Below are 18,150 nucleotides of genomic sequence, written 5' to 3' on the forward strand. Positions count from 1 at the left end.
GTGACGACGTTCCTCTCGCAAGTGGAGCGGCTGCAAGCCCCGGAGATCGACTACGGGGCCGTCGCACCGTTGCTGATCGTGCTCGGCGCGGCCTGCCTCAGCGTGTTGGTGGAGGCGTTCCTGCCGAAGGCCTCGCGGTGGGCGGCGCAGGTCGTGCTGACCTTCGCCACGCTGGTCGCCGCCGGTCTCGTGCTGCTCCAGTACGCGGTGGCCGAAGGCACCCCGAAGCAGGGCACGATCACCTTCGCGGGCACGGTCGCGGTCGACCAGCCGGTGATCTTCCTGTGGGCGACGCTGCTCATGCTCGGCCTCGGCTCGGTGCTGCTCATCGCGGACCGGTCGGTCGAGCCGGGCGGCGCGATCGTGGCGGACGCCTCGATCCTGCCGGGCGCCGTGAACGGCCTGCGCGAGCAGCTGCGCCGGCGCGAGATGCAGACCGAGGTGTTCCCGCTGACGCTGTTCGCGCTCGGCGGCATGATGGTCTTCGTCGCGGCGAACGACCTGCTCACCATGTTCATCGCGCTGGAAGTGATGTCGCTGCCGCTGTACCTGATGGCGGGCCTCGCGCGCCGTCGTCGCCTGCTGTCGCAGGAGGCCGCGGTCAAGTACTTCCTGCTCGGCGCGTTCGCGTCGGCGTTCTTCCTGTACGGCGTCGCCCTGCTGTACGGCTTCGCGGGCTCGGTGAAGCTGGCCGACATCGCGAGCGCGACCACGGCGACGGACCGCTCCGACACGCTGCTGTACGCGGGCTTCGGGCTGCTGATCGTGGGCCTGCTGTTCAAGGCGTCCGTCGGCCCGTTCCACTCGTGGACGCCGGACGTCTACCAGGGCTCGCCCACGCCGGTGACGGCGTTCATGGCGGCGTGCGTGAAGGTCGCCGCGTTCGGCGGCATCCTGCGCGTGCTCTACGGCGCGTTCGAGCGGTCCAGCTGGGAGTGGAACGGCGTGCTGTGGGCCGTGGCCATCGCGTCCATGGTGATCGGCGCGGTGCTCGGCCTCACCCAGACCGACGTGAAGCGGATGATCGCGTACTCGTCGGTGGCGCACGCGGGCTTCCTGCTGATCGGCGCGATCTCGCTGAACGACGCCGGCCTGTCCGGCACGATGTTCTACCTGCTGGCCTACGGCTTCACCACGATCGCCGCGTTCGGCGTGGTCAGCCTGGTGCGCAACGCCGACGGCGAGGCCACCCACCTGTCCCAGTGGGCGGGTCTGGCCAAGCGGTCGCCGGTGGCGGCGGGCGTGTTCACGTTCCTGCTGCTCGCCCTGGCGGGCCTGCCGCTGACCAGCGGGTTCGTCGGCAAGTTCGCGGTGTTCGCGGCGGCCATCGAGGCCGGTCTCACGCCGCTCGTGGTGGTCGCGCTGGTGGCGAGCGCCGTGGCGGCGTTCTTCTACCTGCGGGTGATCGTGCTGATGTACTTCAGCGAGCCCGCTGCCGACGGCCCGACCGTGAGCGTGCCGGGTGCCTTCACGGCGATCGCGATCACCCTCGGTGCGGCGATCACGCTCGTGCTCGGCGTCTACCCGCCCGACGTCCTGGAATGGGCGGGGGCAGGAGTGTTCATCTTCTAGTGGTACGTAGGCTCTGCCCCTGTGACAAATAGCGAGCGGGCGGGTGCGGGGTTCCGTATTGAGAACCCCGCGCTCGCCGAGTTGGTACAGGGCGGGCTCGCCGAGGTGGAGGAGTTGCTGCGCGACGTCGTGCAGAGCGAGTTCCACCCGGTGATGGAGACGTCACTGCACCTGGTGACCGCAGGCGGCAAGCGCATCCGCCCGCTGTTCACCATCCTGGCCGCCCAGTTCGGCAGCACCTGGGACCGGGACAGCGTCGTCAAGGCCGGTGCGGTCATCGAGTTGACCCACCTGGCCACGCTCTACCACGACGACGTCATGGACGAGGCCACCATGCGCCGCGGTGCGGAGTCGGCCAATGCGAAGTGGGACAACAGCATCGCCATCCTCACCGGCGACTACCTGTTCGCGCACGCCTCGGCGTTGGTCGCCGATCTCGGCACGGGGGCGGCGCGGATCATCGCGGAGACGTTCTCGGAGCTCGTGACCGGGCAGATGCGCGAGACGATGGGTCCGCGTGCCGGTGAGGACCCGGTGTCGCACTACCTGACCACGATCGCGGAGAAGACGGGATCGCTGATCGCCACGGCGGCCCGGTTCGGCGGGATGTTCTCCGACGCCACGGAGGAGCAGGTCGAGGCGCTGGGCGCGTACGGCGAGGTCATCGGGGCGGCGTTCCAGATCTCGGACGACGTCATCGACATCGCGTCGCCGCCGGAGGAGTCCGGCAAGACACCCGGCACCGACCTCCGCGAGGGCGTCAAGACGCTGCCCATGCTGTACGCGTTGCAGGACGCGCCGGACTCGCGCCTGGCGGAGCTCCTGGCGGGCCCGATCGCCGACGACGCCGAGGTCTACGAGGCGTTGGACCTGCTCCGCGCGTCACCGGGCCTCCAGCGCGCCCGCCAGACCCTGGACGAGTACGCCGACCGTGCCCGTTCCACCCTCCAGGCCCTCCCGCAGGGCGCCGCCCGCGACGCCCTCGCCGCCGTCAGCGACTACGTGGTGACCCGCACCCACTAACCGCAAGTCCCGTGAGTCCTACGTTCACGACCCGTGAGTCCTACGTTCGGAACCCCCGAATTCAACGCTCAGAACACGCCTCGGACCGTGCGGGCGTTCTGAGCGTTGAATTCGGGGGTCCTGAACGTAGGACATGGGTGTTCTGAAGGGACGACTCACGGGTCGTGAACGTAGGACTCACGCGGGTCAGGTGAGTTCGGGGGCTGGGACGGGGAGGCGGCGGCGGGCGCGGACGGCGTCCACGGTGAAGATCGCCAGAGCCACCCAGACCAGGGCGAAGCCGAACCAGCGGGACGCAGGCATCGGCTCGTGCATCACGAACACGCCCCACGAGAACTGGAGCACGGGCGCCAGGTACTGGAGCATGCCCAACGTGACCAGCGGCACGAGCCGCGCGCCCGCCCCGAACAGGATCAGCGGGATCGCGGTGACCAGCCCGGCCGACGCCAGGATCAGCGCGTGACCCCAGCCGTGCGAGGCGAACGTCCCGGCCGGCCCCAGCCAGATCAGGTAGCCCACCGCGATCGGCGCGAGCACCAGGCTCTCCGCCGTCACGCTCGCCGTCGCCTCCAGCGGCACGGTCTTCTTCAACAGCCCGTACAGCCCGAACGAGCACGCCAGCACCAGCGAGATCCACGGCAGCCGGCCGTAGTCCACCGCCAGCACCACCACGGCGGTGACGGCGATCGTGAGGGCGGCGTACTGCGGCAGCCGCAAGCGTTCGCGCAGGACGAACACCCCGAGCAGCACGCTCACGAGCGGGTTGATGAAGTACCCGAGAGCGGCCTCCACCACGTGCCCGGTGTTGACCGCGTGGATGTAGACGCCCCAGTTCACCGCGATCAGCACGGACGCCGCCGCCACCATCGCCCAGCCGCGCCGCGACAGCCTGCGGATACCCGCCCAACGGCCCAGCGCGGCGGTGATGACGGCCATCACGACCAGCGACCACGCGATCCGGTGCGCCAGGATCTCGACCGATCCGGCGGGCTGGAGCAGCGGCCAGTACGCGGGCACGATGCCCCAGAGGAAGTAGGCGCCGACTCCGAAAGCGATCCCGCGGTTCGGTCTGTTGACTTCCGTCGACACGGCGGAGGAGTTAGTCAACGGCGGCACAAGGGCTACTGTACGCGAGCCGTTTTGCCAGGTCAGTTGCTCCGAGTGGCCTACTATCGGAGGGTGGCCGCAGGTCCGGCCGGCCCCACGCGCCGGACCGGGCGGTCAGGGTAGTTTTGCACGGCTCCCCAACCGGGTGAATATCCGGGAGCGGAGCGCGTCGGGGTGTGTGACAAGTAGCAGTGGGAGGGTCTCCCGTGAGTTCGCTCTTCGGACAGGTGTGGCTGTGGAGCCTGCTGTCCTTCGTGGCAGGCGCCGCACTGACCTGGCTGGTCCTGGTGCGCCCGGCCAAGCGGGAGCTGGAAGACCTGGAGGAACGCCTCCTCACGTCGCCGCGCCCCGCGTCACCCGCGGGCCGGTCGGCCGGGTCGACCGCCGCGCCGTCGGACGAGTTCGACAACTGGCACGTCGAGGCGTCCCGTTCGCTGGCGGACGACGTGCTGACCCCGGAGCCGCCGCGGTACGAACCCGCCGAGCGCACGAGGTACGAGGCGTCCCTCGACGCGTCCGAGGCGCCGCGCTACGACGTGACGAACGTGAAGCTCGACCAGCGCGAAGCCCTGCTGGAGGAGCTGGACGACGAGCACCGGCCGCTGTCCGACTTCGAGGAGCAGCACGACTTCCCGGAGTTCGACGCCGCGCCGCCGCGCAGCCTGTTCGAGCGGCCGGCGCCGGAGGACGCACACGACACCCGGAACGCGCCCGGGTCGGACCGCGGACCGCGTCGGTACGAGGACGAGCCCGAGCTGCCCGCCGAGGCGACGACCGTGATGCCCGCCGTGCCCGCGACGCCGGTCGCCGCGGTCGCGCCGCCGTCGCCGGAGCCGACCGCCCCGCCGGAGGTCGCGGTCTTCCAGCCGCGCGAGGTGTGGCGCGAGGAGCCCGTCCAGGAGGTCTACGACGAGGACGAGGTCACCGACGGCCACGAGGAGGAGGACGAGCCGGAACGCCGGCCCTCGCTCACCGAGGAGACGTCGCTGATCCCGGCCACCGCGCTGGCGCAGGCCATCGCCGAGGTGGACGGCGAGCGGCGGCAGTCGGAGGACCCGGAGCCGCAGGTCTGGCCCGAGCACGACCTGACCGGCCACTTCACGCCCGTCCGCCAGGACGAGCCGGAGGAGTCGGACGAGGGGCCTCGGACCGAGGTCATGCGGGCCGTGGTCGACTCCGGTCCGACCGGGGCGCCCGAGGCCGTGGAGCCGGCCCGGTCGGAGCTGTTCCGAGAGCCCGAGGCCGTCGAGGCCCGAGCCGCCGAGCCGGAAGCGGCGGCCGAGCCCGAGGTGGTCGACGAGCCGCCGTTCCAGCCCACGTTCGTGCCGCCGGCGGACGCCGAGCCCCAGCACGCCGAACCGCAGCACGCCGAACCGCAACACGCTGAGCCCCAGCACGCCCAACCGCAGCACGCCGAACCGCAGGACAAGGCCGCGGAGCCCCAGCACGCGGAGCCGAAGAAAGCCGAGCCGAAGAAGGCGGAGCCCACCCGCCCGCGCAGCCTGTTCGAGCCGCTGCCGGAGTCCGAGCACGAGCAGGAACCGGAGCCCGACCAGCCGCGCCCGAACCGGCCACCGATCGGCGACGACCAGCCGTTCGTGCCGACGCTGTCGCCCGAGCTGCTGGCCGGCAACCCCACGCCGCTGACCGCGAACGGCCTGCCGCAGCGCGGGAGCCGCCAGGCCGGCCCCCCGCGCACGCCGCCGCCCGCACCGCTCGCGCCGAAGCCGGCCACCCCACCGCCGGCACGTCCCGTGCGCCCGCGTCCGGTCGGTTTCAGCCCCAGCACCGGCGGCAGGCCCGCACCCGGCAGCACCCGCTTCCAGGGCCAGCAGGAGGGCTTCAACCCGCGCTCCCCGTTCGGCCCGGGTTCGGTGCTGCCGAAGTCCGACGGCCTGGCGCCCGCGCCGGAGTTCCAGGTGAAGGCGACCCTCACCGGCCGCCGCTACTTCACCGACGGGTCGGCGAACTTCCGCGAGACCCGGGCCGACGTCTGGTTCCGCACCACCACGGACGCGGAGAAGGCGGGCTTCCGGCCGGCGCCGTAGCCCCCGAAGCTTCCCTGGGGAGGGAAAGCAGAAGGACCCCTGTTCCGCCTCCCGGAACAGGGGTCCTTCTGTCTGGGAAGGTGGCTCAGCCCGCCACGGTCCAGGTGTCCTTGCCGTGCAGCAGCCCCGCCAGGTCGGGCTTCTTGGCGGCCTTCGCCCGCTCGACCTGCTCGCGCGCCGCGTCGTCGTACGTGGTCCGCGCGGTGTTGCGGAACACGCCGGTCACGGTGTGCTGGAGGTCCTGCGTGGAGAGCCGCGACAACGCGAACGACAGGTTCAGGTCCGTCGCGTCGTGCACCACGATGTCGTCGGGCGACACGTCGGCCGTCTTCGCCACGCCGAGCCCGAAGCCCTCGCGCACCACCGCGTAGTCACCGCCGCCGAACGTGATCGGCTGCCCGTGCACCACGTTGATGATCCGCCGCGCCGCCTCGGCCTCGTCCTTCAGCACGTCGAACGCGCCGTCGTTGAAGATCGGGCAGTTCTGGTAGATCTCCACCAGCGCCGAGCCGCGGTGCTCGGCGGCCTGCCGCAGCACCTCGGTCAGGCCGACCCGGTCCGAGTCCACGGCGCGGCCGACGAACGTGGCCTCCGCGCCCAGCGCCAGCGACACCGGGTTGAACGGGTGGTCGAGCGACCCGAGCGGCGTGGACTTGGTGACCTTGCCCTCCTCGGACGTCGGGGAGTACTGGCCCTTGGTCAGCCCGTAGATCCGGTTGTTGAACAGCAGGATCTTGAGGTTGACGTTGCGCCGCAGCGTGTGGATCAGGTGGTTGCCGCCGATGGACAGCGCGTCGCCGTCACCGGTCACCACCCACACCGACAGGTCCGGCCGGGCGACCGCGAGACCGGTCGCGATGGCCGGCGCACGCCCGTGGATGGAGTGCATGCCGTAGGTGTTCATGTAGTACGGGAACCGCGATGAGCAGCCGATCCCGGACACGAACACGATGTTCTCGCGCTTGAGGCCCAGCGTGGGCAGGAACGACTGCACGGCGTTGAGCACCACGTAGTCGCCGCAGCCGGGGCACCAGCGGACTTCCTGGTCGGACTTGTAGTCCTTGGCCTTCTGCGGCTCGTCGGCCGTGGGCACGCCGACCAGGCCCCCCAGGGCGGGCAGACCCAGTTCCGTCGCCGTCATTCGGACACTCCCTTGATCACGTCGGCGAGCACGTCCTGAAGCTCTTCGGCCTTGAACGGCAGGCCCTGCACCTTCGTGTAGCTGATCGCGTCGACCAGGTACTTCGCGCGCAACAGCAGCGCCAGCTGGCCGAGGTTCATCTCCGGCACGACGACCCGGTCGTACCGGCGCAGCACCTCGCCCAGGTTCTTCGGGAACGGGTTGAGGTGCCGCAGGTGCGCGTGCGCCACCGGCATCCCCAGCTTGCGCACCCGGCGTGCGGCGGCGCCGATCGGGCCGTAGGACGAACCCCAGCCGACGACCAGGACGCGCGCCTCGCCGGACGGGTCGTCCACGACGACGTCCGGCACCTCGATGCCGTCCACCTTGCGCTGACGCAGCCGCACCATGTGGTCGTGGTTGGCCGGGTCGTACGAGATGTTGCCGGTGCCGTCGGCCTTCTCCAGGCCGCCGATGCGGTGCTGGAGGCCCGCGGTGCCGGGCACGGCCCACGGGCGGGCCAGCGTCTCCGGGTCGCGCAGGTACGGCCAGAACGTGCCGTCCGGCGCGTTGGGCTCGGTGGCGAACGTCACGGTCAGGTCGGGCAGGTCCTCGACGTCCGGGATCAGCCACGGCTCCGAGCCGTTCGCGATCGCGCCGTCGGACAGCAGCAGCACCGGCGTCCGGTAGACGAGCGCGATGCGCGCGGCCTCCATCGCGGCGTCGAAGCAGTCCGAGGGCGACTGCGGCGCGACGACCGGCACCGGCGACTCGCCGTTGCGGCCGTACATCGCCTGGAGCAGGTCGGCCTGCTCGGTCTTGGTCGGCAGACCGGTGGACGGGCCGCCGCGCTGAACGTCGATGATGATCAGCGGCAGCTCGGTCATCACGGCGAGGCCGATGGTCTCGGACTTCAGCGCCAGGCCGGGGCCGGACGTCGAGGTGATGCCCAGCGCGCCGCCGTAGGAGGCGCCCAGCGCCGCGCCGACGCCCGCGATCTCGTCCTCGGCCTGGAGCGTGGTGATGCCGAAGTGCTTGTGCTTGGACAGCTCGTGCAGGATGTCCGACGCCGGCGTGATCGGGTACGTGCCCAGCACCACGGGCAGCCCGGACTGCTGACCGGCCGCGACGATGCCGTAGGCGAGCGCCGTGTTGCCGGTGATCTGGCGGTACGTGCCCTGGTTGAGCTTGGCCGGCGCGACTTCGTAGGTCACCGCGAAGGACTCGGTGGTCTCGCCGTAGTTCCAGCCCGCCCGGAACGCCAGCACGTTGGCCTCGGCGATGTCGGGCTTCTTGGCGAACTTCTCGCGCAGGAACCGTTCCGTGCCCTCGGTCGGCCGGTGGTACATCCAGGACAGCAGGCCGAGGGCGAACATGTTCTTCGCCCGTTCCGCGTCCTTCTTGCCCAGCCCGGTGTTCTCCAGCGCGCCGATGGTCAGCGTGGCCATCGCGACCTTGTGCACCTGGTAGGTCTCCGTGAGGGAGTGGTCCTCCAGCGGGTCGGCCGCGTAGCCGACCTTGGTCAGGTTGCGCTTGCTGAACTCGTCCGTGTTGACGATCAGGATCCCGCCCTTGGGCAGGTCGTCGATGTTCGCCTTGAGCGCCGCCGGGTTCATCGCCACGAGCACGTCGGGGCGGTCGCCGGGGGTGAGGATGTCGTAGTCCGCGAAGTGCAGCTGGAAGCTGGACACGCCCGGCAGCGTGCCCTGTGGCGCCCGGATCTCGGCCGGGAAGTTCGGCTGGGTGGCGAGGTCGTTGCCGAACGCGGCGGCCTCGGAGGTGAACCGGTCACCCGTGAGCTGCATGCCGTCGCCGGAGTCGCCGGCGAACCGGATCACCACTCGGTCGAGCTTGCGGACCTCCGTGCCACTTGGCGCGGCGCCGTTACCAACATCGGTACTCATGTCCTACGCCGATCCCTTTCCTCACACCCACTCAGGGGCTGATGCCCCTCCCCCTCTGCGAGGGTAGTCGTGCCCGACAACGTGCCGGTTTCAGCTGTACCACTGTGCGGGACGCCTCGTCCCACCTGGTGCGCTTCGGTCCACTCCGGCGGCAATCAGGTGGTACTCCCGCAGTTACGGCGTCGTACTGGCCAGTAACTGTTACCGGAAGTTACAGGTACCAACAGCGCCTGTCCAGGTCACTCCCGGCTGCTGATCCGCGCCTTCATGGCCGCGAGCCTGGCCTGGAACTCCGGGGTCCCGATCGAGGCCACCTGCGGTACGAGTTCGGTGTCCACGGCCTGAGTGTGATCGGCCAGCGCGGCGGTCGTGCGCATAGTCGCCTTGATAGTGCGGACCAGTTCACGCGAAGCTTCGGCCGAAGGTCGCGCGAACCCGACCGCGGCGGCCACCAGCTCGTCGTGCCCACCGTCGACCCGTGCCCAGGCCAAGCCGTGGGATACCGCCGTGTCGGCGCTCAAAACCTGGTTGAACAGCGTCATCGCGGTCGCGGTCTGCGGCCCCACGAGCCGTTGCAGCATCCACGTCATGCCGCCGCCGGGGTGGATGCCCAGCTGGAGGAACCGCGCGTCGAACTTCGCCTTCCCGTTGACGATCCGCACGTCGCACGCCAGCGCCAGGTTGAGCCCCGCGCCGACCGCCGCGCCGCCGACCGCCGCGATCGTCGGCAGCGTGCAGTGCGCCACAGCGAGGAAACCGGCGTAGATGCGGCGCAGGCCCTCTTCACGGGCCTCGCCCAGCGCCGTCAGGTCCGCGCCCGCGCAGAACGCCGGCGGTGTGCCCGTGACCACCACGGCGTGCACGTCGGGATCGTCCTCACAGCTCTTCACCGCTGCCGCGAGCTGGTCGGACAAGTCGACCGTGAGCGCGTTGCGGCGTTCGGGGTCGTGCACGGTGATGACCGCCACGCGGTCGGAGCGTTCCAGGAGCACCTCGGCCATGCGCGAAGACTCTAAGGGGCCTGCGGTCGGTCCAAGAGGCGGGACAGCACCACCGTGGAGACGGTCCGATCGATGATCTCCACGGCGCGCAGCCGCTCCAGCGCGGTCTCCAGGTGGTGGATGTTCGCCGCGCGCAGGTGCACGATCGCGTCCGCCGCGCCGGAGACGGTGTAGGCGGCCCTGACCTCGGCCATCGTCTCCAGGCGCTGCTGGATGTCGTGCGGGGCGACGTTGCCGCGGCAGTGCACCTCCACGAACGCTTCGGTGCCCCAACCCAGCTGCTCCGGGTCCACCACGGCCGTGAAGCCGCGCAGGACCCCGGTGTCCAGCAGTTTGTCCACGCGGCGCTTCACGGCGGGGGCCGACAGCCCGACCTCCTTGCCGATGTCGGCGTAGCTGGAGCGGGCGTTGGCCATGAGGCGCGAAATGATTCGCTGGTCGATCGTGTCCACACGCAACATAGTGCCCTAGAAGACGCAAGGTCGCGGCGTTGTTCGAGGGTCAGATGGCAATCTACATTTCGATCCATGACCTCGGTTTCCTTCGCGGGCCCCGGTGACGAGCCGATCGTGCTCGACGTCGCCACGCCCGCCGCGCAGGTGCGTGTGCCGACCACCCGTCGGTACCTCATGTGCCCACCCGCGTACTTCACGGTGGAGTACGTGATCAACCCGTGGATGGATCCCACGGAACCGATCGACACGGCGCTGGCGATGGCGCAGTGGACGGCCCTGAAGGAGACCTACGAGCGGCTCGGGCACCAGGTGTCGGTCATCGACCCGCAGCCCGGCCTGCCGGACATGGTCTTCTCGGCCAACTCCGGCACCGTCATCGAGGGCAAGGTCCTGGGCTCCCGCTTCCGCGCACCCCAGCGCGCGGCGGAAGCCGACCACTTCCGGCGGTGGTTCCTGGCGAACGGCTACGGCACTGTCGTGATGCCCGAGCGCACGAACGAGGCCGAGGGCGACTTCGCCTGGACCGGCAAGTACCTGTTGGCGGGTACGGGTTTCCGCACCGACCCGCTGGCGCACTCCGAGGCGCAGGAGGCGCTGGGCGTCCCGGTCGTCTCCCTGCAGCTCACCGACGCCCGGTACTACCACCTGGACGTGGCCCTGTTCGTCCTGGCCGACGACCTGGTCGCGTACTACCCGGAGGCCTTCTCGCCGGGCAGCCGCGCAGTCCTCCGCCGCCTGTTCCCCGACGCCGTCATCGCGACCGCCGAGGACGCCGCGTGCCTCGGCCTCAACGCGGTCTCCGACGGCCGGCACGTGGTCCTGCCGGTGGAGGCGACGTCGCTGGCCGAAGAGGTGGCCCGGCGCGGCTTCGAACCGGTCTTCGTGGACATCTCGGAACTCCGCAAGTCCGGCGGCGGCCCGAAGTGCTGCTCGATGGAACTCCGCGACTGATCGCCCGCGCGCTGGTCGGCCCGGTTGCGCCGGGCCGACCAGCTGCGTCAGGTGTCGATCGTCACGTCTACGGCGTGCGGCCGGTGAGGCCGACGATCCGGTCGATCAACGGCGCGTCCGCGGGCACCGGCACCTCCGGCCCGAAGAGCCCCATGTCGCGCCCCATCGGCGCGGTCGCGACCAGGTCGGCGTGCACGAACGCCAGCAGCCCGTCGTCCCACGTGGGCGCCTGACCGGTGGCCCGCGCCAGGTCCCAGGTGTGCACGACGACCTCGCCCACCACCATCGCGCCGATCACCTCGGCGGGCATCTGCTCCGGGCTGCCGACCGACGTCAGGCCCGTCCACGCCGACGGCCCGCCCCACGCGGTCGCCAACGACCGGAAGTGGGCGGCCAGGTCGGCGGCCCAGTCGCCCGCCGTCAGGTCCACCCGGGACTCCGCCTCCGCCACGGGCGCCACCTGCTGCTTGCGCCCGGCACCCGCCAGGGGCGGACCCCAGAACAGCAGGTGGTTCACGAGCTTGCGGACGTCGAACTCCGTGCACGGCGTCGGCGCGTCCAACTGGTCGGGCTTGATGTTCTCGACGACCTCCAGGGCGGTCGCCACGGCCTGGTCGATCAAGTGCTCACGGGACATGCGGCCACCCTAGGAACGGCCGCCGCGGGTGTATTGAACAAAGGCGACATACCCTCGCCGACGTGACCCGGGACGCGCGCGAACTGTCCTGGCGGGAGCACCAGCGCCACCAGGTCCTCCCGCCCTCGCCCGACCTGGCCGGGCTGGTGGCCCGCTACTGGGTGGTCGAGTGGCGCTACGACCGGCCGTACCGCCAGCTGATCCTGCCCTACCCGAACGTCCACCTGTCGTTCCACGACGGCGCCGCACCCGAGGTGCACGGCGTGTCCAGCGGGCACGTGTTCAAGGACCTCGAAGGCGAGGGCCGGGTCTTCGGCGTCGCCTTCCACCCCGGCGCCTTCCGCCCGTTCCTCGGCGCACCCGTCCAGTCGATCACCGACCGCTCCCTCCCGGCGGCGGCCGTCTTCGACCGCGTGCCCGCCGAAGCGGACGTCCTCGAGGTCGAGGACATGCTCCGCCGCAACTTCCCCGGACCCGACCCGAAGGCGCGCCAGGCGGCGGACGTCGTGAACCTCGTCATCGCCGACCCGCGGATGACCCGGGTCGACGTGCTGGCCGACGCGGTGGGCACGAGCGTCCGCCAGGTGCAGCGGCTGTTCGCCGAGCACGTCGGCGTCGGCCCGAAGTGGGTGATCCGCCGCTACCGGCTGCACGAGGTCACGCAGCGGATGGAGGCGGGCGGCCGGATCGACTGGGCCGCCCTCGCCGCGGACCTCGGATACGCGGACCAGCCGCATTTCGTCCGGGATTTCACCACCATGTTCGGTGAGACCCCCACTCGGTACGCCGAGCGGTACGAGGCCCCGACCGCCGACCGCACCGGGGGCGCCGCCCGTCACCCATAGGGTTGATCGCTCTAGCGGGCCGACCCCTGTCGGTGCTCGGATCGACGGCACTCGCTGTCGACCAAGGTAGGGAGCGCGCCATGAACGACCTGGACGCCCAGCGCCCGTCGCCCCGACCGCAGCAGGAGCAGGAGGAGCCCGTGGAACGCCAGAAGCCTGAGGTCCCGAAGCAGCTCACCGGCACGGAGTGGCTGGTGCGCCAAGCACGGAGGCGCCGCGAGGAGCGCCCGTCCGACACGGCGCGTTAGACCTGGTCGGACTGGTCCCGACTAGTCCGACACCTCGCGCTGGAACGCCGCCCAGAGCAGGTTCAACGGGTGGTCGGCCGGGAACTTCGCCCGCTCCTCCTTGCGGGCGAAGACCCCGACCAACCGCTCCAGCTGCGGCTTCCGGTCGTTCTTCAGCTCGACGACCCGAAGGCCCGACCCCTCGCGCAGCTCGTTGTTCGCGGCCACCACGCCCAGGCCCGACGTGACGATCATGCAGCCCTCCACCAGCCCGGACCGCAGCAGCGACATGCCGTACTGGATCTCGTCGATCTCCGCCGCGATGTCCAGCTCGTTGCGGTAGTCCGGGCCGAACCACCCGCGCAGGAACTCGGCGATCAACCCGTCGCCCGGCACCACCAGCGGCAGCTTCGGCAGCTCACCGGTGCCGATGGCGGACCCGAGCCGGCTCTCCGGCATGTTCGTCAGCAGCGCCAGCCCGCCGCGCCGCCACTCGATCACGTCGAAGTCCTCGAACCCGTTGTTCCGGCCCGCGTGCGTCACCACGCTGCCGCACACGATGTCGACCTCCTTGGACTCCAGGCTCGTCCAGATGTCCTTCGTGCGGATGTGCACGACCTTCAGCTCCACGTCCCGTCGGCGGAAGTCGTCCGCCACGTGGTGCCACGCCTTCGCCAGGGGGTCGAGCATGAACCGCGTCGTGCCGACGGTGAGCGTCGTGCCGAGCTTGCGCCGGCACTCGTGAATCGAATCGAGCCACTTGCTCAACGTGGTCCGCGCCAATTCGACCAACGCCTCACCGGTCTGCGTGATCAGCACATCTTTTCCCCGGCCCTGCTTGACCACCAGCGGCTCACCGCACAGCGACTTGAAGTTGCGGTTGAGCGTGTCGATCTGCTTCTGCACACTGGACTGCTCGCGGCCGAGCACCCGTGCCGCGCGCAGTGCCGATCGCGTCTCGTAGACCGCGATCAGCGTCCTGAGCTGGTCCAACGTGGTGTCGAGCAGGAGCGGCGAGGTGTGCAGGAGCCTGCTCAGCTGGTTTCCCACCGGCAGGAGCAGTTGGGCCGAGGTCGACATGCAGGGCCTCTCGGGTCGGAGCGTGATGTTCTACCGATTAGTTGTACTGAACTTGACCGCAGTTCGTGCTGAAATTATCCGAAGATCTTGTCCGCTTTCCCTGGACAGGTATACGCGATCCGTAAGAGACTTCTCCCGCAACCAGGTGCGTGTTCACCTGGGCGCAATCAGGGGGGGTATTGGGGGGTTGGGGGCCCGCCGGGCAGCAGCCCGACGGGCCCCCACGTATTAGCCTCACCCGAGTGACGGTTTCCACCTTGGACTGGGGTACGACGTACCGGGTCACCGTGCTCGACCTCGGCCTGGCCTGCTGCGGCGTCGAGGTCATGGCCGCGCTCGAAGGCCACCGCCCGGAGCACCTGGAAGCGCTGGGGGTCGATCCGGTGCACTCGGCGGGCGAGGCGCACGTCCTCGTGGTCTCCGGCACGGTCACCGACGTCATGTTGCCCGCGGTGATCGCGACGTACCAGGAGATGCCGGAACCGCGTTACGTGATCTCCGTCGGCGCGTGCAGCAACACCGGCGGCCCGTACTGGGACTCCTACTGCGTCACCAAGGGCATCGACCAGGTGCTGCCCGTGCACGTCGCCGTCCCCGGCTGCCCACCCCGTCCCGAGGCGCTGCTCGACGGCCTCGCCGCGCTGCACCGGATGGTCTCGTGAGCGCCGCGTCCGAGGCGCTCGCCGCCCGCATCCCCGGCGCGCAGGCCAAGACCGCGTTCGGCCAGACCACCGCGCACGTCGCCCTGCCCGGGTGGTCCGAGGCGGCCCGCTACGCCCACGACGAGCTGGGCTGCACGCAGTTCGACTGGCTCGGCGTCGAGGACGCGGGACGTCCGGGCGCGGCCGGTCAGCGGCACGCCGTGCTGCTGCACGTGATCGACCCGGAGACGCGGAACGGCGTGCTGCTGCGCACCGAACTCGGCCCGGACGACGCGCTGCCCAGCGTCGCCGCGCTCTGGGCCGGGGCGGCGTGGCACGAGCGGGAGGCCGTGGAGATGTTCGGCATCACCCTCCACGACGGCGAACCGGCCCACCTGCTGCTCCCGGACACCTTCAGCGGCCACCCGTTGCGCAAGGACTTCGTGCTGGCGTCCCGCGTGGTGCGCCCGTGGCCCGGCCGGCTCGAACCGGGCGAGGACGGCACGTCGTCGCCCAGCCGCAGGCGCGCCGCGCCGCCCGGCGTCCCCGACCCGTCGTGGGGACCGCGGTACGAAGGCGATCGGACGGAGGACACCCGTGGCTGACCTGCCCCCGCGCACCCGCGGCGTCATCGCGCTGCTGGAGGCCAACTGCACGGTGTGCATGATCTGCGCCCGCGAGTGCCCCGACTGGTGCATCCACATCGACTCGCACACCGAGGTGGAGGAGCAGCCCGGCTCGGCCCGCCCGCGTGCGCGCAACGTGCTCGACCGGTTCGCCATCGACTACGGCCAGTGCCTGTACTGCGGCATCTGCGTGGAGGCGTGCCCGTTCGACGCCCTGCACTGGGCGCCCGACTTCTCCTACCCCGGAACGGGTGGTCCCGAGGGTGACGGCGCGGTCGCCGAACTCGTCCACGAACGCGACGTGCTGGCCACGTGGGTGACGCACGTGCCGCCACCGCCGCCGCTCGACGCGGGCGCCGAACCCGCGCCGGAGGCCACCGCCACCCGCCCGGCACGTCCGGGTACCGGAACCACGCGCAGGCCGGGAGCGTTGAGGGAGGGGAAGTAGGACAGCCGGAGGCGAGACGACGTGCACAAGCACTACAACGCGCTGAAGACCGCGTTGCTGCTCGGTGCCATGAGCGGCCTGATCGTGGCGATCAGCTCGTTGTTCGGGCGAACCGCCCTGGTCATCGGCCTGGTCGTGGCGCTGGGCGTGAACGCCTACGCGTACTTCAACTCCGACAAGTTGGCGTTGCGCGCCATGCGGGCGCGGCCCGTGTCCGAGGTCGAGCAGCCCGCGATGTACCGGATCGTCCGCGAGCTGGCCCAGGCCGCGCGTCAGCCCATGCCCCGGCTCTACCTCAGCCCCACGGCCGCGCCGAACGCGTTCGCCACCGGCCGCAACCCGCGCAACGCCGCCGTGTGCTGCACGACCGGCATCCTCGAACTGCTGGACGAACGCGAGCTGCGCGCCGTGCTCGGGCACGAGCTGTCGCACGTGTACAACCGCGACATCCTCATCTCGTGCGTGGCCGGGGCGTTGGCCGGCGTGGTGAGCACGCTGGCGAACCTGGCGATCTTCGCCGGCGTCTTCGGCTCCGACGGTGACGAGGACCGGCCCAACCCGTTCGCGCTGCTGCTCATCGCCGTGCTCGCCCCCGTCGCCGCCTGCATCGTGCGGATGGCGGTGAGCAGGTCCCGCGAGTACCAGGCCGACGCGTCGGGCGCCGAGCTGACCGGCGACCCGCTGGCACTGGCCTCGGCGTTGCGGAAGATCGACCACGGCGCGCGCGCCGCGCCGTTGGCGCCCGAACCGGCCGTGGTCGCGCAGTCGCACCTGATGATCGCCAACCCGTTCCGGCCGGGGGAGCACCTGGCCAGGCTGTTCTCCACCCACCCGCCGATCGCCGACCGCGTGCGCCGGCTGGAGGAGCTGGCCCGCAAGTCCTAGCGGGCCTCTAGTGCGACGTTCATCACGTACTGGCCGTAGCCGGACTTCGCCAGCTTCTCGCCCAGCGCGTAGCAGTGGTCGGCGGTGATGAAGCCCATCCGCAGCGCGATCTCCTCGAGGCACGCGATGCGCACGCCCTGCCGGTGCTCCAGCACCTGCACGAACTGGCCCGCCTCCAGCATCGAGTCGTGCGTGCCGGTGTCCAGCCAGGCGAAACCGCGGCCGAGGTCGACCAGCCGCGCCCGGCCCTCGCGCAGGTAGGCCAGGTTGACGTCGGTGATCTCCAGCTCGCCGCGCGGTGACGGCTTCAGCGACCGGGCGATGTCCACGACCGCGTTGTCGTAGAAGTACAGGCCGGTGATGGCCTTGTTCGACTTCGGCTGCGCGGGCTTCTCCTCGATGGAGACGAGCCTGCCGTCCGCGTCGACCTCGCCCACGCCGTAGCGCTCCGGGTCCTTCACCGGGTAGCCGAACAGCACGCAGCCGTCGAGCGTGGTGGCGTGGTGCTGGAGGACCTTGGAGAAGCCCTGGCCGTAGAAGATGTTGTCGCCCAGGACCAGCGACACGTCGTCGTCGCCGACGAAGTCCGCACCGATGACGAACGCCTCGGCCAGGCCGTTCGGGTGTGCCTGCTCGGCGTACTCGATGCTCAGGCCGAACTGCGAGCCGTCACCGAGCAGCCGCTGGAACAGGGGCAGGTCGACCGGCGTCGAGATGAGCAGGATCTCCCGCACGCCGGCGAGCATCAGCACCGACAGCGGGTAGTACACCATCGGCTTGTCGTACACCGGCAGCAGCTGCTTCGACACCGCCTGGGTGATCGGGTGCAGGCGCGTGCCGCTGCCGCCGGCGAGGACGATCCCCTTCATCACCGGTAGTTGGTGAACTGGAGCGCGATACCGAAGTCGGAACCCTTGAGCAGGGCGATGACGTCCTGCAAGTGGTCCTTCTTCTTGCCGGAGATGCGCAGCTGGTCGCCCTGGATCTGCGCCTGGACGCCCTTGGGCGCCTCGTCGCGGACCTTCTTCGCGATCTCCTTGGCCTTCTCGCTGGTGATGCCCTGGACCAGGTTGCCGGTCACCTTGAACACCTTGCCGGAGAGGGTCGGGTCGCCGATCTCGAAGGCCTTCATCGAGATGCCGCGCTTGACCAGCTTCTCCTGGAAGACGTCGATCGCGGCCCGGCAGCGCTCCTCGGTCTCGGACTGGAAGGTGATGGCCTCCTCGCCCGCCCAGGCCACCGAGGTCTCCGTGCCGCGGAAGTCGAACCGCGTGCTCAGCTCCTTGGCGGCCTGGTTGAGCGCGTTGTCGACTTCCTGGCGGTCGACCTTGCTCACCACGTCGAACGACGGATCTGCCACGTGCCCGGTACCTCCGCGTCTGTGGGTCTTGAACCGACCGGAAGCCTACCGGGGTATCCCGGTTGCGCAGGGCCCCACGGGCTTATGTATTGTCTCCACCGCACCCGGCACCACCGGGGGCGGGGCGGGTTGCCCGAGCGGCCAATGGGAGCGGACTGTAAATCCGTCGCGAAAGCTACAGAGGTTCGAATCCTCTACCCGCCACATCAGGACGAAGACC

Annotated in this window: 19 protein-coding genes and 1 tRNA gene; 11 read left to right on the forward strand and 9 right to left on the reverse strand. The window is 70.4% G+C overall.

The genetic code is table 11. From position 1 onward, the window contains the following. Positions 1 to 1,572, forward strand: coding sequence for an NADH-quinone oxidoreductase subunit NuoN (gene nuoN / locus OQ02_RS03570; protein ID WP_033436659.1), 1,572 nt, complete (start codon positions 1 to 3; stop codon positions 1,570 to 1,572). 21 nt (positions 1,573 to 1,593) lie between these two features. Further along, positions 1,594 to 2,595, forward strand: a complete 1,002-nt coding sequence (locus tag OQ02_RS03575; protein WP_033436660.1) for a polyprenyl synthetase family protein — start codon at positions 1,594 to 1,596, stop codon at positions 2,593 to 2,595. A 186-nt stretch (positions 2,596 to 2,781) separates the two neighbouring features. On the opposite strand, the gene rarD is transcribed toward OQ02_RS03575, so the two are convergent. Further along, positions 2,782 to 3,684, reverse strand: a complete 903-nt coding sequence (rarD, locus tag OQ02_RS03580; RefSeq protein WP_033436661.1) for an EamA family transporter RarD — start codon at positions 3,682 to 3,684, stop codon at positions 2,782 to 2,784. A gap of 224 nt (positions 3,685 to 3,908) precedes the next feature. Here rarD and OQ02_RS03585 point away from each other — a divergent pair, with 224 nt between their 5' ends. After that, positions 3,909 to 5,750, forward strand: a complete 1,842-nt coding sequence (locus OQ02_RS03585; RefSeq protein ID WP_033436662.1) for a sunset domain-containing protein — start codon at positions 3,909 to 3,911, stop codon at positions 5,748 to 5,750. An 85-nt stretch (positions 5,751 to 5,835) separates the two neighbouring features. Here OQ02_RS03585 and OQ02_RS03590 read toward each other — a convergent pair whose 3' ends face one another. From OQ02_RS03590 to OQ02_RS03605, 4 genes are all read right to left on the reverse strand, one after another. Continuing rightward, positions 5,836 to 6,891 (reverse strand): 2-oxoacid:ferredoxin oxidoreductase subunit beta, encoded by a 1,056-nt coding sequence (locus tag OQ02_RS03590; RefSeq protein WP_033436663.1) that lies wholly within the window; start codon positions 6,889 to 6,891, stop codon positions 5,836 to 5,838. Further along, positions 6,888 to 8,774 carry a 2-oxoacid:acceptor oxidoreductase subunit alpha gene (locus tag OQ02_RS03595; protein ID WP_033436664.1) on the reverse strand — a complete coding sequence of 629 codons (1,887 nt, stop codon included), beginning with the start codon at positions 8,772 to 8,774 and terminating at the stop codon, positions 6,888 to 6,890. Before OQ02_RS03595 ends, OQ02_RS03590 begins: the two co-directional genes overlap by 4 nt. A 239-nt stretch (positions 8,775 to 9,013) precedes the next feature. Beyond that, a complete protein-coding gene (locus OQ02_RS03600) occupies positions 9,014 to 9,775 on the reverse strand; it encodes an enoyl-CoA hydratase (protein ID WP_033436665.1) in 762 nt (253 codons plus the stop codon). Between the two features lie 11 nt (positions 9,776 to 9,786). Beyond that, complete coding sequence (locus tag OQ02_RS03605; RefSeq protein ID WP_033437001.1) at positions 9,787 to 10,227, reverse strand: Lrp/AsnC family transcriptional regulator; 441 nt, start codon at positions 10,225 to 10,227, stop codon at positions 9,787 to 9,789. 75 nt (positions 10,228 to 10,302) lie between these two features. Between OQ02_RS03605 and ddaH the strand changes: the two genes are divergently transcribed. Further along, positions 10,303 to 11,181, forward strand: a complete 879-nt coding sequence (gene ddaH / locus OQ02_RS03610; protein WP_081915350.1) for a dimethylargininase — start codon at positions 10,303 to 10,305, stop codon at positions 11,179 to 11,181. A gap of 67 nt (positions 11,182 to 11,248) precedes the next feature. On the opposite strand, the gene OQ02_RS03615 is transcribed toward ddaH, so the two are convergent. Beyond that, entirely contained in the window at positions 11,249 to 11,818 is a 570-nt protein-coding gene (locus tag OQ02_RS03615; protein WP_081915351.1) for a TIGR03086 family metal-binding protein, read from the reverse strand. Between the two features lie 62 nt (positions 11,819 to 11,880). On the opposite strand from OQ02_RS03615, the gene OQ02_RS03620 reads away from it, so the two are divergent. Beyond that, entirely contained in the window at positions 11,881 to 12,663 is a 783-nt protein-coding gene (locus OQ02_RS03620; protein ID WP_156076848.1) for a helix-turn-helix domain-containing protein, read from the forward strand. Positions 12,664 to 12,743: 80 nt separating this feature from the next. Continuing rightward, the gene (locus OQ02_RS43540) at positions 12,744 to 12,911 is read left to right on the forward strand and encodes a hypothetical protein (protein WP_156076849.1); all 168 of its coding nucleotides are present in this window, start codon (positions 12,744 to 12,746) and stop codon (positions 12,909 to 12,911) included. Between the two features lie 21 nt (positions 12,912 to 12,932). Here the strand turns inward: OQ02_RS43540 and OQ02_RS03625 are convergent, their stop codons facing one another. Further along, positions 12,933 to 13,970, reverse strand: coding sequence for a LysR family transcriptional regulator (locus OQ02_RS03625; RefSeq protein ID WP_033436666.1), 1,038 nt, complete (start codon positions 13,968 to 13,970; stop codon positions 12,933 to 12,935). A 242-nt stretch (positions 13,971 to 14,212) separates the two neighbouring features. Here OQ02_RS03625 and OQ02_RS03630 point away from each other — a divergent pair, with 242 nt between their 5' ends. From OQ02_RS03630 to htpX, 4 genes are read left to right on the forward strand one after another with little or no spacing between them, the layout of a single operon-like run. Continuing rightward, positions 14,213 to 14,632 carry an NADH-quinone oxidoreductase subunit B gene (locus OQ02_RS03630; RefSeq protein WP_033436667.1) on the forward strand — a complete coding sequence of 140 codons (420 nt, stop codon included), beginning with the start codon at positions 14,213 to 14,215 and terminating at the stop codon, positions 14,630 to 14,632. After that, entirely contained in the window at positions 14,629 to 15,216 is a 588-nt protein-coding gene (locus OQ02_RS03635; protein ID WP_033436668.1) for an NADH-quinone oxidoreductase subunit C, read from the forward strand. Before OQ02_RS03630 ends, OQ02_RS03635 begins: the two co-directional genes overlap by 4 nt. Next, entirely contained in the window at positions 15,209 to 15,685 is a 477-nt protein-coding gene (locus OQ02_RS03640; RefSeq protein ID WP_033436669.1) for a 4Fe-4S binding protein, read from the forward strand. Before OQ02_RS03635 ends, OQ02_RS03640 begins: the two co-directional genes overlap by 8 nt. 21 nt (positions 15,686 to 15,706) lie before the next feature. Next, a complete protein-coding gene (gene htpX, locus OQ02_RS03645; protein ID WP_033436670.1) occupies positions 15,707 to 16,570 on the forward strand; it encodes a zinc metalloprotease HtpX in 864 nt (287 codons plus the stop codon). Here htpX and rfbA read toward each other — a convergent pair. Then, complete coding sequence (gene rfbA, locus OQ02_RS03650; RefSeq protein ID WP_033436671.1) at positions 16,567 to 17,439, reverse strand: glucose-1-phosphate thymidylyltransferase RfbA; 873 nt, start codon at positions 17,437 to 17,439, stop codon at positions 16,567 to 16,569. The genes htpX and rfbA overlap by 4 nt on opposite strands. Further along, complete coding sequence (locus tag OQ02_RS03655) at positions 17,439 to 17,930, reverse strand: YajQ family cyclic di-GMP-binding protein (RefSeq protein ID WP_033436672.1); 492 nt, start codon at positions 17,928 to 17,930, stop codon at positions 17,439 to 17,441. Before OQ02_RS03655 ends, rfbA begins: the two co-directional genes overlap by 1 nt. 123 nt (positions 17,931 to 18,053) lie before the next feature. Here OQ02_RS03655 and OQ02_RS03660 point away from each other — a divergent pair. After that, a tRNA-Tyr gene (locus OQ02_RS03660) sits at positions 18,054 to 18,134 on the forward strand. The last annotated feature ends 16 nt before the right edge of the window (positions 18,135 to 18,150 follow it).

Source organism: Saccharothrix sp. NRRL B-16314 (assembly GCF_000716595.1).
GTDB lineage: Bacteria > Actinomycetota > Actinomycetes > Mycobacteriales > Pseudonocardiaceae > Actinosynnema.